Source organism: Streptomyces xinghaiensis S187, from assembly GCF_000220705.2.
Taxonomy (GTDB): Bacteria; Actinomycetota; Actinomycetes; order Streptomycetales; family Streptomycetaceae; genus Streptomyces; species Streptomyces xinghaiensis.
In genome coordinates, this window is sequence record NZ_CP023202.1 from 1,710,161 (window position 1) to 1,725,017 (window position 14,857).

15 protein-coding genes are annotated in these 14,857 nt (G+C 73.2%); 3 read left to right on the forward strand and 12 right to left on the reverse strand.

Translation table 11 applies throughout. The annotated features are described in order from the left end of the window. Nucleotides 1–77: 77 nt before the first annotated feature. Nucleotides 78–2,180 carry an APC family permease gene (locus SXIN_RS07230; RefSeq protein ID WP_095756753.1) on the reverse strand — a complete coding sequence of 701 codons (2,103 nt, stop codon included), beginning with the start codon at nucleotides 2,178–2,180 and terminating at the stop codon, nucleotides 78–80. Between the two features lie 260 nt (nucleotides 2,181–2,440). On the opposite strand from SXIN_RS07230, the gene SXIN_RS07235 reads away from it, so the two are divergent. Together SXIN_RS07235 and SXIN_RS07240 are read left to right on the forward strand one after the other, a co-directional pair. After that, the gene (locus SXIN_RS07235; protein ID WP_019709671.1) at nucleotides 2,441–3,109 is read left to right on the forward strand and encodes a potassium channel family protein; all 669 of its coding nucleotides are present in this window, start codon (nucleotides 2,441–2,443) and stop codon (nucleotides 3,107–3,109) included. Next, on the forward strand, nucleotides 3,106–3,777 hold the full coding sequence (locus SXIN_RS07240) for a potassium channel family protein (protein ID WP_019709672.1): 672 nt from the start codon (nucleotides 3,106–3,108) through the stop codon (nucleotides 3,775–3,777). Before SXIN_RS07235 ends, SXIN_RS07240 begins: the two co-directional genes overlap by 4 nt. Nucleotides 3,778–3,909: 132 nt before the next feature. On the opposite strand, the gene SXIN_RS07245 is transcribed toward SXIN_RS07240, so the two are convergent. From SXIN_RS07245 to SXIN_RS07275, 7 genes are all read right to left on the reverse strand, one after another. Continuing rightward, a complete protein-coding gene (locus tag SXIN_RS07245) occupies nucleotides 3,910–4,812 on the reverse strand; it encodes a DUF3159 domain-containing protein (protein WP_095756754.1) in 903 nt (300 codons plus the stop codon). A gap of 3 nt (nucleotides 4,813–4,815) precedes the next feature. Continuing rightward, nucleotides 4,816–5,217 carry an OB-fold nucleic acid binding domain-containing protein gene (locus SXIN_RS07250; RefSeq protein ID WP_039821937.1) on the reverse strand — a complete coding sequence of 134 codons (402 nt, stop codon included), beginning with the start codon at nucleotides 5,215–5,217 and terminating at the stop codon, nucleotides 4,816–4,818. 34 nt (nucleotides 5,218–5,251) lie between these two features. Beyond that, nucleotides 5,252–5,971, reverse strand: a complete 720-nt coding sequence (locus SXIN_RS07255; RefSeq protein ID WP_050930897.1) for a response regulator — start codon at nucleotides 5,969–5,971, stop codon at nucleotides 5,252–5,254. Between the two features lie 110 nt (nucleotides 5,972–6,081). Next, on the reverse strand, nucleotides 6,082–8,622 hold the full coding sequence (locus SXIN_RS07260) for a sensor histidine kinase (protein WP_019709676.1): 2,541 nt from the start codon (nucleotides 8,620–8,622) through the stop codon (nucleotides 6,082–6,084). Nucleotides 8,623–8,806: 184 nt separating this feature from the next. Continuing rightward, a complete protein-coding gene (locus SXIN_RS07265; protein ID WP_019709677.1) occupies nucleotides 8,807–9,598 on the reverse strand; it encodes a DUF3710 domain-containing protein in 792 nt (263 codons plus the stop codon). A 1-nt stretch (nucleotide 9,599) separates the two neighbouring features. After that, complete coding sequence (gene dut, locus SXIN_RS07270) at nucleotides 9,600–10,115, reverse strand: dUTP diphosphatase (protein WP_019709678.1); 516 nt, start codon at nucleotides 10,113–10,115, stop codon at nucleotides 9,600–9,602. Then, nucleotides 10,112–10,696, reverse strand: a complete 585-nt coding sequence (locus SXIN_RS07275) for a PaaI family thioesterase (protein ID WP_039821940.1) — start codon at nucleotides 10,694–10,696, stop codon at nucleotides 10,112–10,114. The genes dut and SXIN_RS07275 overlap by 4 nt, the downstream gene beginning before the upstream one ends. Nucleotides 10,697–10,754: 58 nt before the next feature. Between SXIN_RS07275 and SXIN_RS07280 the strand changes: the two genes are divergently transcribed. Beyond that, complete coding sequence (locus tag SXIN_RS07280; protein ID WP_095756755.1) at nucleotides 10,755–11,198, forward strand: DUF3093 domain-containing protein; 444 nt, start codon at nucleotides 10,755–10,757, stop codon at nucleotides 11,196–11,198. A 26-nt stretch (nucleotides 11,199–11,224) separates the two neighbouring features. Here the strand turns inward: SXIN_RS07280 and SXIN_RS07285 are convergent, their stop codons facing one another. The 4 genes from SXIN_RS07285 to SXIN_RS07300 all read right to left on the reverse strand — a co-directional run bounded on the left by SXIN_RS07285 (nucleotide 11,225) and on the right by SXIN_RS07300 (nucleotide 14,780). Beyond that, complete coding sequence (locus tag SXIN_RS07285; protein WP_238153702.1) at nucleotides 11,225–12,178, reverse strand: hypothetical protein; 954 nt, start codon at nucleotides 12,176–12,178, stop codon at nucleotides 11,225–11,227. 13 nt (nucleotides 12,179–12,191) lie between these two features. Continuing rightward, on the reverse strand, nucleotides 12,192–12,491 hold the full coding sequence (locus SXIN_RS07290; RefSeq protein ID WP_019709681.1) for a DUF4193 domain-containing protein: 300 nt from the start codon (nucleotides 12,489–12,491) through the stop codon (nucleotides 12,192–12,194). Between the two features lie 381 nt (nucleotides 12,492–12,872). Beyond that, nucleotides 12,873–14,120: a sensor histidine kinase gene (locus SXIN_RS07295; RefSeq protein ID WP_019709682.1), complete on the reverse strand. Its 1,248-nt coding sequence runs from the start codon at nucleotides 14,118–14,120 to the stop codon at nucleotides 12,873–12,875. A 6-nt stretch (nucleotides 14,121–14,126) separates the two neighbouring features. Next, on the reverse strand, nucleotides 14,127–14,780 hold the full coding sequence (locus tag SXIN_RS07300; protein ID WP_019709683.1) for a response regulator transcription factor: 654 nt from the start codon (nucleotides 14,778–14,780) through the stop codon (nucleotides 14,127–14,129). Nucleotides 14,781–14,857 lie beyond the last annotated feature (77 nt).

Genomic DNA, 14,857 nt, shown 5'->3' on the forward strand with positions numbered 1-14,857 from the left:
CGGGGATGCTCCTGAGCTGGTGGTGAGGCGGAGGTCGGGCGGGAAGGACCGGGACGGGCCGACCGCAGCCCTCCAGTCTACGTCCCCCGGCGGGAGCCGCCGTCCACCCCGGAATCGCTGCGGAACTCCGGCCGGGGAGGCTCCTGTTCGGCCGTCCCGGCCGGCCCCGCCGGCCCCCGCCGCACCGCTCCCGGCGCGCTCCAGTCGGCCCGCCGCTTCGCCCGCGCCTTGGCCCGCTCGGAGGACTCCAGCTGGTACGGCACGGAGGTCACCATCACCCCGGGCGTGAACAGCAGCCGTCCCTTGAGCCGCAGCGCGCTCTGGTTGTGCAGCAGGTGCTCGTACCAGTGGCCGACCACGTACTCCGGGATGTAGACCGTGACCGCGTCCCGCGGGCTGTCCCGGCGCAGCCCCTTGACGTACTCGATGGTGGGCCGGGTGACCTCCCGGTACGGCGAGTCCAGGATCTTCAGCGGCACGGTGATGCCGCGCCGCTCCCACTCCGCCCGCAGCTCCCGGGTCTCCTCCGGGTCCACGTTGACGCTCAGCGCCTCCAGCGGCCCGGAGCGCAGCAGCTTCGCGTAGGCCAGCGCGCGCAGGGTGGGCTTGTGGACCTTGGAGACCAGGACGATGGAGTGCACCCGCGAGGGACGTGTGGCCTCGTCGCCCGGCTCGTCCGGGGCGGCCAGTTCCTCGGAGACCCGGTCGTAGTGGCGGCGGATCGCCGTCATCACCCCGTAGAAGACCACCATGCCCAGCAGGGCGACCCAGGCCCCATGGGTGAACTTGGTGACCAGCACGACGACGAGCACCAGCCCCGTGATGCAGGCCCCGGTGAAGGCGATCACCCGGGAGCGGAGCATGCGGCGGCGGGCGGCCGGGGCGGTCTCCTGTGCCAGATGGCGGTTCCAGTGCCGGACCATGCCGGCCTGGCTGAGCGTGAAGGACACGAAGACGCCGACGATGTAGAGCTGGATCAGCCGGGTCGAGTCGGCGTCGTAGACGTACACGAGCACGCCGGCGGCGCCCGCGAGCATCACGATGCCGTTGGAGAACGCCAGCCGGTCGCCGCGGGTGTGCAGCTGACGCGGCAGATACCGGTCCTGGGCGAGGATCGAGCCGAGCAGCGGGAATCCGTTGTACGCGGTGTTGGCCGCCAGGAACAGCACCAGCGCCGTGGCCCCGGCCAGCAGCAGGAACAGCAGCGAGCCCCCGCCGAAGACGGCCGCGGCGACCTGCGAGATGACGGGGTCCTGATGGTATTCGTCGCCGACCGGGACACCGTCCCGCAGCAGCTCGTGGGCCGGCCGCTCGGCCATCTTGACGTCGGTGGCCATCGCCAGCGCGATGATGCCGACGAACATGGTGACGGCCAGGGAGCCCATCAGGGCCAGGGTCGTCGCGGCGTTGCGGCTCTTGGGGCGGCGGAAGGCGGGGACGCCGTTGCTGATCGCCTCAACACCCGTGAGCGCGGCGCAGCCGGAGGAGAACGCCCGCAGCAGCAGGAACACCAGGGCGAAGCCGGCGAGCCCCTGCTCCTCCGCGGCGATCTCGAAGTCCGCGGTCGGGGCGCGCATCTCGTCGTCCAGGACCAGCCCGCGGAAGGCCCCCCAGAAGATCATCAGGAAGACGCCCGTCACGAAGACGTACGTCGGGACCGCGAAGAGCTTGCCGGACTCCCGCACGCCCCGCAGGTTCATCAGGGTCAGCACGACGATGATGCCGATGGCGAACGCCGTCTGGTGCTCGGCCACGAACGGCACCGCCGAGCCCAGGTTCTCCACCCCGGCCGCGATCGACACGGCGACGGTGAGGACGTAGTCGACGAGCAGCGCCCCCGCGACGGCGAGCCCGGCCCGCGGCCCCAGGTTGGTGGTGGCCACCTCGTAGTCGCCGCCCCCGCTGGGGTACGCGTGCACGTTCTGCCGGTACGAGGTGACGACGATGAACATCAGCAGCACCACGGCGACCGTGATCCACGGGCTGAAGTGGTAGGCCGACACCCCCGCGACGGAGAGGACGATCAGCACCTCTCCCGGCGCGTAGGCCACGGACGAGAGCGGGTCGGAAGCGAAGACGGGGAGTGCGATCCGCTTGGGGAGGAGCGTCTCCCCGAGCCTGTCGCTGCGCAGCGCCCGGCCGATCAGGATCCGTTTGGGCACGTCGGTCAGTTTGGACACGCTGAGGATCGTAAGCCCGCGCTCAGGGGGAACAGCGCGGGCGGTCCGGATGGCGGAACTCCTTGACGCGATTCGAACACCGGGGGAACACCGGCGGTGAGGCCGGGTACGCGATGGGTCCCGCTCGAACACGGAGGGGTAGCGTTGCCGGGGACAGGACGGATCAGCGACGGATCAGTGGCACCCCGGCGGGGACGGAAGGATGATGGGCGATGTGTGTCCAGGTCACAACGGCAGGGGAAGGCGCGGGGTAGGACCTCATGCACATCGTGATCATGGGCTGCGGCCGGGTCGGTTCGGCCCTGGCGCAGACGCTTGAAGAACAGGGCCACACGGTCGCCGTGATCGACCAGGACCCCACCGCCTTCCGCCGCCTCGGCTCGGGATTCGGCGGCCGCCGGGTCACCGGCATGGGCTTCGACCAGGACACCCTCCGCGAGGCGGGCATCGAGGAGGCGGGCGCGTTCGCCGCCGTGAGCAGCGGCGACAACTCCAACATCATCGCGGCCCGGGTGGCCCGGGAGATGTTCGCGGTCGAGAACGTGGCCGCCCGCATCTACGACCCGCGGCGCGCCGAGGTCTACCAGCGCCTGGGCATCCCCACCGTGGCCACCGTCCGCTGGACCGCGGACCAGATACTGCGCCGGCTGCTGCCGTCCGGCGCCGAGGCGCTCTGGCGCGACCCGAGCGGGGCGGTGCAACTGGCCGAGGTGCACGTCTCCACCGACTGGGTCGGCCACAAGGTCGGGCGGCTTCAGGAGGAGACCGGCGTCCGGGTGGCGTTCCTGACCCGGCTCGGCGAGGCCGTACTGCCCACCTCCCAGACGGTGCTGCAGGAAGGCGACCTGGTGCATGTGATGATGCGCGTCGACGACATGGACAAGGTCGAGGCGGTCTTCTCCGAGGGCCCGGGGGAGGAACGGCGATGAGGGTGGCGATCGCGGGTGCCGGCGCGGTGGGCCGCTCCATCGCGGGCGAGCTCCTGGAGAACGGGCACGAGGTGCTGCTGATCGACAAGGCCCCGACGGCGATCTCGGTGGAGCGGGTGCCGCAGGCCGAGTGGCTCCTGGCGGACGCCTGCGAGATCACCTCGCTGGACGAGGCGGCGCTCCAGCGCTGCAACGTGGTGATCGCGGCGACCGGTGACGACAAGGTCAACCTGGTCGTCTCCCTGCTCGCCAAGACGGAGTACGGGGTGCCGCGCGTGGTGGCCCGGGTCAACCACCCCAAGAACGAATGGCTGTTCAACGAGTCCTGGGGCGTGGACGTGGCGGTCTCCACCCCGCGGCTGATGTCGGCCCTGGTGGAGGAGGCGGTGAGCGTCGGCGACCTCGTCCGGCTGCTGCGCTTCAGCCACGGCGACGCCAACCTCGTCGAGCTGACGCTGCCGCCCGAGTCCGCCCTGGCGGGCACCCGCGTCGGCGACGTGGACTGGCCTGAGGACACCTCGCTGGTCACGATCATCCGCGGTACGCGCGTGCTGGTGCCCAGCCAGGACGACGCCCTGGAGGCCGGTGACGAACTGCTGTTCGTCGCGGCGCCGGCCCGGGAGGAGCGACTGGAGGAACTGCTGTCCGTACGCCGCCAGAGCGGCTGAGCCGCCGGCCGCGTACGGCACGGCGTACGGCGCGAGGGGCCCGGAAACCCATGGTCACCATCGGTTTCCGGGCCCCTCGGCCGTGTCACGGGCTCCGGCGCGGAGCGTCCCGCCGGCTCAGTCCCGGCCGGCTCAGTCCCGCGCGTGCCGGCGCCGGGCGGGCGGCTCCGCGCCGCCCCCGCCGCCCGTACGGTCCGTGCCGTCCGGGTGCGCCGGCCCGGACAGCCGCTCGATCGCGTCGTCCACGACCTCGTGCGCCAGCCGTTCGAAGGCGTCCTCCCCCCGGTGGTGGGCCCGCTCGCGCTCCTCGCGTTCGCGCTCCTCCGCCTCCATCTCGGCGATCACGTCGATCGGCGGCGGTGCCTTGGCCAGGAAGATCCAGGTGAGGTAGACGCAGAGCAGGAACGGCGGGATGCCGAGCGCCACCTTCACCCAGCCGAGCTGCGTGGCGTCCCCCCACCAGTAGAGCGGGAAGAGGATCGCCGACTTGGCGAGCAGGATGAGGCCCCAGGCCCAGGTGGCCCGGGTGTAGGCGCGGAAACGGCCCGGGTTGCGGGTGCGCCAGGAGAGGTTCTCCCGCAGGATCGGCCCGAGCAGCAGGCCGATCAGCGGGAAGCGGAACACCGCCGAGAGGATGTACACCACCGAGAGGCCCAGCGTGTAGAGCATCCCCGGCAGGTAGAAGTTCTTCGCGTCGCCGGACATCATCGCGAAGACGGCGCCGAAGGCCACGCCGAAGAGCCCGCTGAAGGCGTGCTTGAGCGTGTCCCGCCGGATCAGCCGGACGGCGGCGAGCACCGCGGTCAGCCCGAGCGCGGCGATGGCCGACAGATGGATGTCGCGCTTGATCGTGTAGAGGAGGATGAAGACGAGACCGGGCACGGTGGTGTCCACCATGCCGCGCACCCCGCCGAACGCCTCCAGCAGCGCGGTGTCGGCGGCGGACCGGCTCCCCGCGGACTCCTGGTCCGGGCCCGGGCTCTCGCCGTCGGTCTCTGCTGCGGTCGTGGGAGTCGGCCTGTCGGAGGACGCCACCGGCTACTCCTGTCCGGGAGGTCGGAGTTCGTATCGGGGGTTGAACAGCACGCGGCGGCCCTGGCTGGTCGAGACCCGGCCGGTCGCGATGAGCCTGCGCCCCGGTTCTATGCCGGCGATCGAGCGCCGGCCCAGCCAGACCACGTCCAGCGGCGCGGAGCCGTCGTAGAGCTCGGCCTCCAGGGCGGGCACCCCCGCCCGGGGCCGCTGGGTGACCGTGCGCAGCGTACCGGTCACCTTGACGACCTCGCGGTCGGGGCATTCCCGGATGGGAACACAGCCCGCCGTCTCCCGGGCGTCCTCCCGGAGCTCGTCGGCGTCCAGCTCCTCCGGGGTGGAGGAGAGCCGGTCGAGCATCCGGCGGAAGCGGCCGGTCTGTTTCACGGGGCGGGAAGCACCACTCATACGGGCAGCCTACCGGGGGGTGGGGCCGGACGGATCACGGCTCGAAGCGGTAACCCATGCCGGGCTCGGTGATGAAATGCCGGGGATGTGAAGGGTCCGCTTCCAGTTTACGGCGGAGCTGCGCCATGTAGACCCGCAGATAGTTGGTCTCGGTGCCGTAGGAGGGCCCCCAGACCTCCTGCAGCAGCTGCTTCTGGCCCACCAGCCGCCCCGGGCTGCGGACCAGCACCTCCAGCAGATGCCACTCGGTCGGGGTCAGCCGGATGTCCCGGCCGCCGCGGTTGACGCGCTTCGCGGCCAGGTCGACGGTGAACTCCTCGGTCTCCACCAGCACCGTCTCCTCGGCGGCGGCCACGGGCTCGGAGCGCCGGACCGCGGCGCGCAGCCGGGCCAGCAGCTCGTCCATGCCGAACGGCTTGGTGACGTAGTCGTCCGCGCCGGCGTCGAGGGCCTTGACCTTCTCGCCGGAGGTGTGGCGGGCGGAGAGCACCAGGACCGGGACCCGGCTGGTGCGGCGCAGCTCGTGGAGGACGTCCACGCCGTCCATGTCGGGCAGGCCCAGGTCGAGTATCACCACGTCGGGGCGGTGGGCGGCCGCCGTGCGGAGGGCGGTGGCGCCGTCGGCGGCGGTGTCGACCTCGTAGTCGCGCGCCCGGAGGTTGATGACGAGGGCCCGGACGATCCGCGGCTCGTCGTCGACCACCAGGACTCTCCGCCGGGCGGCCGGACCGGTCCGTGCGGGTGGCTGCGGCATGGCTGTGCGGCCTTTCTCTCGTCTCCGGCGTCCGGTGGCGTTCCGCCGCTCCGGGACGGGCGGGCCCTCCGGACCGGGAGGACCATACGCCCCGCCGTCCGCCCCCGGGTTCACGAGGTCACCGTCGCGGGGAGGTCCGGGCGGCACGGCGGACGGCCGCCCGCGGCCCGCACCGTCAGCACCATCGTCATACCGCCGCCGGGGGTGTCCTCCGCGGCGAGCGTGCCGCCCATCGCCTCGGCGAAACCGCGGGCGACGGCGAGGCCGAGGCCCACCCCGGCACCCCGCGGGGCGTCGCCGTACCGCTGGAAGGGTTCAAATATCCGTTCCTTCCCGGTGTCCGGCACCCCCGGCCCCCGGTCCACCACCCGGATCTCCACCCGCTCCCCCAGCGCGCTCGCCGCGACCAGCACCGGCACCCCCTCGGGGCTGTACTTGACCGCGTTCTCCACGATGTTCGCCACCGCCCGCTCCAGCAGCCCCGGGTCCACGGCGGCCATCGGCAGCACCTCGGGGATGTCCAGGACCACGCTGCCGTCGGGGACCCCGCCGAGGGCCACCGGCACCACCTCGTCGAGGTCGGCGTCGCGGATCAGCGGGGTGACGGTGCCGGTCTGCAGCCGGGACATGTCCAGCAGATTGCCCACCAGGTGGTCGAGCCGGTCCGCGCCGTCCTCGATGCCCGCCAGCAGCTCCCGCTCGTCCTCCTCCGACCAGCACACGTCCTCGGAGCGGAGCGAGGTGACGGCCGCCTTGATCCCGGCCAGGGGGGTGCGCAGATCGTGCGAGACGGCGGCGAGCAGGGCGGTGCGGATCCGGTTGCCCTCCGCCAGCTCCCGCGCCTGCTCCGCCTCGCCGACCAGCCGCTCCCGGTCCCGTACCGCCACGGCCTGCGCCGCGAAGGCGGAGAGCACCCGGCGGTCCGCCGCGGGCAGCACCCGGCCGCACAGCGCCAGCATCATGTGGTCCCCGACCGGCATGTCGACGTCGGCGTCCTCCGGGCAGGCCGCGGGGGCCGGCCCCACGCCGCCGGCCCGGCGCCACGGCTCGACGTCGCTCTCCCGCTCCAGCAGGGCCACCGAGTCCATGCCGAAGGTCTCCCGGACCCGCTCCAGCAGCGCCTCCAGGCTCGTCTCGCCGCGCAGCACCCCGCCGGCCAGGAAGGACAGGATCTGCGACTCCGCGCGCAGCCGCGCCGCCTGCTGGGTGCGCCGGGCGGCGAGGTCGACGACCGAGGCGACGGAGACGGCGACCGCGAAGAAGACCACCATGGAGACGAGATTGCCGGGATCGGCGACGGTCAGCGTGCGGACGGGCGGGGTGAAGAAGTAGTTGAGCAGCACGGTGCCGATGGTGGCCGCGGCCAGCGCCGGCAGCAGCCCGCCCAGCAGCGCCGCCAGCACCGTGAGGAACAGGTACAGCAGGACGTCGTTGGCGAACTCCGGCCGCGGGTGCTGGGCCGTGAGGACCACGGTGAGCAGCACCGGCCCGGCGATCCCCGTCAGCCAGCCCGCCAGGCTCCGGGAGCGGCCGAGCGGCACCCCGCGCGGCACCGGCAGCCCGCGTCCCTTGGCGGCCTCCTCGTGGGTGACGATGTGCACGTCGAGGTCGGGGCCCGACTCCCGGGCGACCGTCGCCCCGACGCCCGGCCCGAAGACGTACTGCCAGGGCTTGCGGCGGCTCGAACCCAGCAGGATCTGGGTGGCGTTGACCCCGCGGGCGAAATCCAGCAGGGCGGCCGGCACCGCGTCGCCGATCACGTGGTGGAAGGTGCCGCCGAGGTCCTCCACCAGCGTGCGCTGGACGGCCAGCTCCTTCGGCGAGGGGTAGGCCAGCCCGGTGCTCGGCGAGATGTGCACGGCGAGGATCTCCCCGCCGGAGCCGCGCGCCGCCACCCGGGCCGCGCGGCGCAGCAGCGTACGGCCCTCGGGGCCGCCGGTGAGCCCGACGACGATCCGCTCGCGGGCCTGCCAGGTGGAGCGGATGCGGTGTTCGCTGCGGTACTGCTGCAGGTACTCGTCGACCCGGTCGGCGGTCCACAGCAGCGCCAGTTCGCGCAGGGCGGTGAGGTTGCCGGGGCGGAAGTAGTTGGAGAGGGCCGCGTCGACCTTGTCGGGGGCGTAGATGTTGCCGTGGGCCATCCGCCGGCGCAGCGCCTCGGGCGACATGTCGACCAGCTCGATCTGGTCGGCCCGGCGCACCACCTCGTCCGGCACCGTCTCGTGCTGCCGGACGCCGGTGATGGACTCCACCACGTCGCCCAGCGACTCCAGATGCTGGATGTTCACGGTGGAGATCACGTCGATCCCGGCCCGCAGCAGTTCCTCGACGTCCTTCCACCGCTTGGGGTTCCGCGAGCCCGGCGCGTTGGTGTGGGCGAGTTCGTCCACGACGGCGACGGCGGGCCGCCGTTCCAGCACGGCCGCCACGTCCATCTCGCCCGCCCCGGCGCCGCCCTCCGGCTCCCGGCGGGGTATCCGCTCCAGTCCGTCCAGCAGCGCGGCGGTGCGCCGCCGCCCGTGCGGTTCGGCGAGCGCCACGACGACGTCGGTGCCCCGCTCGGCGCGCCGGTGCGCCTCGGAGAGCATCGCGTAGGTCTTGCCGACCCCCGGTGCGGCCCCGAGGTAGATCCTGAGCTTGCCCCGTCCCATGGCCCCATTCTGTCGGCTCCGGAGGCCGCTCCGGCACCCGCGGCGGGAACAACCGCGGCCTGGGACCCGGCGGAACGCACCCGCCCCGGCCGGGGAATCCCCTCGGCCGGGGCGGTACGGGCGGACCGGAGGCGGGAGGCACGCCCTGACGGCGTCGGCGCGGCTCCCCGCCGTCCCGGGTCCGTCAGCGGATCTCGGTGATCTCCGGGCCGCGGGCCAGGCGGTCGGCGCCGCCCGCGAAACGGGAGCCCTGCGGGGAGTCGGCCTCGTCCTGCTGGACGCCGTCCGGCACCATCTGGGCGTCGTCCGGCAGCTTGAGGACGATCGGGTCGCGCGGCGCCATCGGCTGCTCGCCGCGGACGACCACGGTGTCCCGGAAGATCTGCTCCAGCAGCCCGGCGGCCTGCGGCTGGACCGCGCCCTGGCCGGAGATCACACCGCGCAGGAACCAGCGCGGGCCGTCGACGCCGACGAAGCGCACCAGCTGCACGCCGTTCTTGCCGTCCGGAAGCTGGACGGGCACCTGGGCACGGAGCTCCCAGCCCAGCGGGCCCTCGACCTCGTCGACGACACCGCCCTGCTGGGTGATGCCGCCGGCGATCTCCTCGCGCACCTCGCCCCAGATGCCCTCGCGCTTGGGGGCGGCGAAGGCCTGGAGCTGGATGGCGCTGTCCCGCAGGACGACGGTGGCGGCGACGATCGAGTCACCGGCGACCTCGACCCGCAGCTCCATGCCCTCGACCCCGGGTACGAAGATCCCGCCGAGGTCGACACGGCCCTCGGCGGGCCTGCTCACCTCGGAGATGTCCCAGGGCCCGTCGGGGCGGGGGGCCGGCGGCAGGTTGACTCTGCGCTGCCCGGTCTCCTCCGCGGCCTCCGGCTCCTCGCCGCCCGGCCCGGATGCGGCCGTGTCCGCACCGTCCCTGCCCGCGGTGTTCTCAGCGTCTGCGCGTCCCTTGCGACGACGTCCGAACACGTCACTGTCCTTCCCGGTCGTTCACGACCGAAGCGTAATCATGTCCCCCGGCGGGGCCGTCCATCGCGGCGTGGCCACCGGTCGACCCGAAGCCGTCCGCGCCCCGCGCCGAGCCGGGCAGCTCCGCGACCTCGTGGAAGCTCACCTTCTCGACCCGCTGGACGACCAACTGGGCGACCCGGTCGAACCTCTCGAACCGCACGGTCTCGCGCGGGTCCAGATTGACCACGGTCACCTTGATCTCCCCACGGTACCCGGCATCGACGGTGCCGGGCGCATTCACGAGGGCGACGCCGCAGCGGGCGGCGAGTCCGGAGCGTGGATGCACGAAGGCCGCGTAGCCGTCGGGGAGGGCGATCGCCACCCCGGTGGGCAGCACCGTCCGCTCCCCGGGGGCGAGTTCGGCCGCCTCGGTGGTGACGAGGTCCAGCCCCGCGTCGCCGGGGTGCCCGTACGAGGGGACCGGCACCTCGGGGTCGAGCCGCCGCAGCAGCACGTCCACCGGCGGGCGGTTCACGGGTTCACCTCGAACGCGCGGGCGACCTTGATCTGGTCCGGGTCGGACATCGCCGACCGGATCTCCTCGTCCCGGCCGTTCTCGATGAAGTGGTCCACCTTGACCTCCACGAACAGCGCGGCCGCGCGGACGGCGACGGGCCCGTCCGGGCCGCCGATGCGGCCGGTGGCGGTGCCGTAGATCTTGCGGCCGTGCACCGCGGTCACCTCCGCCGCCAGATGCAGCTCGGTGCCCACCGGCACCGGGCGGACGTAGTCGGTCTCCAGCCGGCCGGTCACCGCGATGGTGCGCAGCAGCCAGCTCAGCCCGCCGAGCGTCTCGTCCAGCGCCGTGGCCAGCACACCGCCGTGGGCCAGGCCCGGGGCGCCCTGGTGGGCCTCCTTGACCGTGAAGACGGCGGTGACGCCCACGCCCTCGCCGGCGCGCGTCTCCAGGTGCAGCCCGTGCGGCTGCTCGCCGCCGCAGCCGAAGCACCGGTCGTAATGGGAGCCGAGGAGCTCTCCGGGCGCGGGGGCGTCGGGGTGCCGCACCGGCCGGCGGGCGTCGGCCGGGGGCGTCAGCGATGTCGTTGGTCCACTCACGAGTGCAGACCCTACCCGCGCCGGTCACGGCCCGGCGCGGGCGTGCCAAGCTGGGAGCATGCAGTCGTACGAGGAACGCCTCACCGCGCCCGCCTCCTGGTGGGCCGCCGCCGTCGCCGCCGGGCTCTTCTGCGCGCTGGCCGCGGCGCCCTTCGGCATCCTGGCGGTGCTCGGCGCGCTGATCGCCGGCGGGGCGCTCGGGGCGGCGGCGGTGAGCGCGTACGGCTCGGCGCGGATCCGGGTGGTCGCGGGCTCGCTGGTCGCCGGTGACGCGCGGATCCCGGTGGAGGCCCTGGGCGAGGCCGAGGTGCTGGACCGGGCGGAGGCGGCGGCCTGGCGCACGCACAAGGCCGATCCGCGCGCGTTCATGCTGCTGCGCAGCTACATCCCGACGGCGCTGAAGGTGGAGATCACGGACCCGGCCGACCCCACGCCGTACGTCTATCTGTCGACCCGGAATCCTCAGGGGCTGGCCGCGGCGCTCGCGGCCGTACGGTCCTGACGTCCGGGGACTCCGGGGACGGGGTCTCAGCCGGCGGTGCCCGGCAGGCCGTCCCCGGGGGTGGTCCCGTCCTCCGGGCTCCGGCCGTCCGGCCCCTGGAGGGACTTCGGGCTGCCGGGCTCCGGGGCCGGACCGGGAGGGAGCTGGTCCCAGGGGACCTGGCGCCGACGCAGGTCCTGGCGGATCTTCGCGGCCAGCGCGGCCGTCTCGCGCCGGTTCATCACGGCTCCGGCGGCGGCGCCGATCATGAACGGGACCAGGGTGGGGAAGTTGCGCACGGTGCGCTTGAGTACCTGGTTCCGCAGCCGCCGGCGCATCTGGGCGCCGAGCAGGGAGCTCACGTCGGCCGTCGCGGCGACGTCGATCCCGCGCTGCTCGGTCCACGCGGAGAGGTAGGCGTAGGCGCGCTGCGTGGCGTTGCCGGGGGCGCGGATGCCGTAGACCTCGTGGAGCTCGGCGATGAGCTTGTACTCGACGGAGGCGACGCCGACGATCTCGGCGGCCAGCTCGGCCGGCATCGCGGGCGGGGCCGGGAGCATGGCCGCCGCGCCCACGCTCGCGCCGACCGCGGAGGAGGCCCGGACCGCTCCGGCCACCAGCTTGTCGGCCAGTTCCTCGGCGTCGAGCCCGGGGAACTGCCTGCGGAGCGCCGCCAGGTCACGGACCGGGACGCGCGGTGCGGTGTCGATGATGCGGTCGGAGACGAGCGCGAGGCCGCCGCGGAGGCCGCGCCCGCCGCGTGCCGCGCCCCGGCCGGCCGCCGCCACCAGCGAGGCCGTGCGGCCCCGCTCCGGGCGCGGGGACAGGGCGGTGCCGGGCGCCTGGTCGGGGCGTCCGGCGGGGTCCGCCGGCAGGGCGTCCTGTTCCGCGGGCGCCTGAGCGGTGCCCGCGGGGGCCTCACGGCCCGCGCGTTCCTCCCGGGAACCCGGAGAGCCCTGCCGCCGGATGCGACGTCCACGGGACGGCGTGGAGCCTGTCACGGCCGTCCCGGCCTCAGGCCGCGCAGTCGCGGCAGACCGGCTGGCCGTTCTTCTCGGCGGCCAGCTGGCTGCGGTGGTGCACGAGGAAGCAGCTCATGCAGGTGAACTCGTCGGCCTGCCGGGGCAGGACGCGGACGGACAGCTCCTCGTTGGAGAGGTCCGCACCGGGCAGCTCCAGGCCCTCGGCCTGCTCGAACTCGTCGACGTCCACACTGGACGTGGACTTGTCGTTGCGCCGGGCCTTGAGCTCCTCGAGGCTGTCCTCGTTGAGCTCGTCATCGGTCTTGCGTGGGGTGTCGTAGTCCGTCGCCATGTCGCTCTCCCCCTCTGGGTGTCTGCTGGTGTCTCAGCGCTCGTAACGCGTGAGGGGCCGGTCTTGTGCCCGACCTGAGGCGGAGATTTTGCCTCACATCAAGGTCTGTTACTCAATCGACACCCAACCGCCCCCCTGAAGGGGCGAGCGCGTTGGATGGCGAAGGGGACCGTACACGGTCGTGTTCCCGCGTCGCGCGGGGCCATCCCGTGTACTTCCCGTGATCAGGGGTCTCGAAAACCCGCATTTTCCCGGCTTTTCGGCGACCTGTGCGGTCACGGAGTGTCAAGGGGCCGAAAATCGCGATTGTGAGCGATTCCACAGCGGGAGACCCGGGACCGTCCCGGGAATTTCCGCCCAAAGCGAACCACGGCCAGCATCTCAGACGGGGAGGGTGACCCGCATCACGAGACCACCGCCCTCCCGCGGCTCCGCGCTGACGTGGCCGCCGTGCGCGCGGACCACCGAGCGCACGATCGACAGCCCGAGCCCGACGCCCTTGTCGCTGCCGGTGCGCTCGGAGCGCAGCCTGCGGAAGGGCTCGAAGATGTTCTCCAGCTCGTACGCCGGGACCACCGGACCGGTGTTCGAGACGACCAGGGACGCCCCGCCCTCCCACTGCCCGGTGGAGATCTCCACCCAGCCGTCCGGCACGTTGTACCGCACCGCGTTCTGCAGCAGGTTGAGGGCGACGCGCTCCAGCAGCACCCCGTTGCCCAGGACGACCGCGAGCCGCCGCTCGCCCCGCAGCTCCACGCCCTTGCCCCGGGCCTCCTCGCGGACCTGCTCCACCGCCTGCGAGGCGACCTCCGCCAGGTCCACCGGCTTGCGGTCGACGATCTCGTTCTCGCTCCGGGCCAGCAGCAGCAGGCCCTCGACGAGCTGCTCGCTGCGCTCGTTGGTGGCCAGCAGGGTCTTGCCGAGCTGGGTGAGCTCCGGCCCCGCCTCCGGGTCGGAGAGCTGGACCTCCAGCAGGGTGCGGTTGATCGCCAGCGGGGTGCGCAGCTCGTGGGAGGCGTTGGCGACGAAGCGGCGCTGGGCGTCGAACGCCCGGTCCAGCCGGTTCAGCATCTCGTCGAAGGTGTCCGCCAGCTCCTTCAACTCGTCGTCCGGGCCGTCCAGTTCGATACGGCGGGACAGGTCGGAGCCGACCACCCGGCGCGCGGTGCGGGTGATCCGGCCCAGCGGCGAGAGCACCCGGCCCGCCATGGCGTAGCCGAAGGCGAACGCCGCCACGCTGAGGCCGAGCAGGGCCAGCAGCGAGCGCCGCAGCAGGTTGTCCAGCGCGAGCTGCCGCTGGTAGTCCATGCAGACCTCCAGCGCGGCGTTGAACTCCTCGTGGTTCTCGAAGGTGCGGTCGGTGAGGTTCGGGCAGGTGCTGCTCGTCGGCCGGAAGCTGCCCTCCAGCAGTTTGAACGGCAGGGCGTTGCCCTTGTCCAGCGCCTCGGCGGCCAGCAGATAGATGATCGAGAGCAGCACGATGCCGGCGATCAGGAACATGCCGCCGTAGAGCAGCGTGAGCCGGATCCGGATCGTCGGGCGGAGCCAGGGCCGCGGGCCGCCGGGCGCCGTCTGGGGGTCCCAGGTGGGCTTGGGGGGCGCCGCGGGGGGCGCGGGTGGGCCGGCCACGGCCGCTCAGACCCGGTAGCCGGAGCCGGGGACCGTGATGATCACGGGCGGCTCGCCGAGCTTGCGGCGGAGGGTCATCACGGTGACCCGGACCACGTTGGTGAAGGGGTCGGTGTTCTCGTCCCAGGCCTTCTCCAGTAGCTGCTCGGCCGAGACCACGGACCCCTCGGCCCGCATCAGCACCTCCAGCACCGCGAACTCCTTCGGCGCCAGCTGCACCTGCCGGCCGTCCCGGAAGACCTCCCGGCGGTTCGGGTCCAGCCGGATGCCGGCGCGCTCCAGGACGGGGGGCAGCGGTGCGGTCGTACGGCGCCCGAGGGCCCGCACCCGGGCGGTGAGTTCGCTGAAGGCGAACGGCTTGGGGAGGTAGTCGTCGGCACCGATCTCCAGGCCCTCGACGCGGTCGCTGACGTCGCCGGAAGCGGTGAGCATCAGCACCCGGGTCGGCAGCCCGAGCTCCACGATGTGCCGGCAGACGTCGTCCCCGTGCACCAGCGGCAGATCGCGGTCGAGGACGACCACGTCGTACTCGTTGACGTCGACCCGCTCCTGGGCGGCGGCCCCGTCGTACACGACGTCGACGGCCATGGCCTCCCGGCGCAGCCCGGTGGCCACCGCATCGGCGAGCAGCTGCTCGTCCTCGACGACGAGTACGCGCACGGCACGCTCCCTTCCCCTGGTCCGCGACCCGTGATCAGGCCGGACGCTGTTCGGACATCCTCCCCATCCTGCCCCCG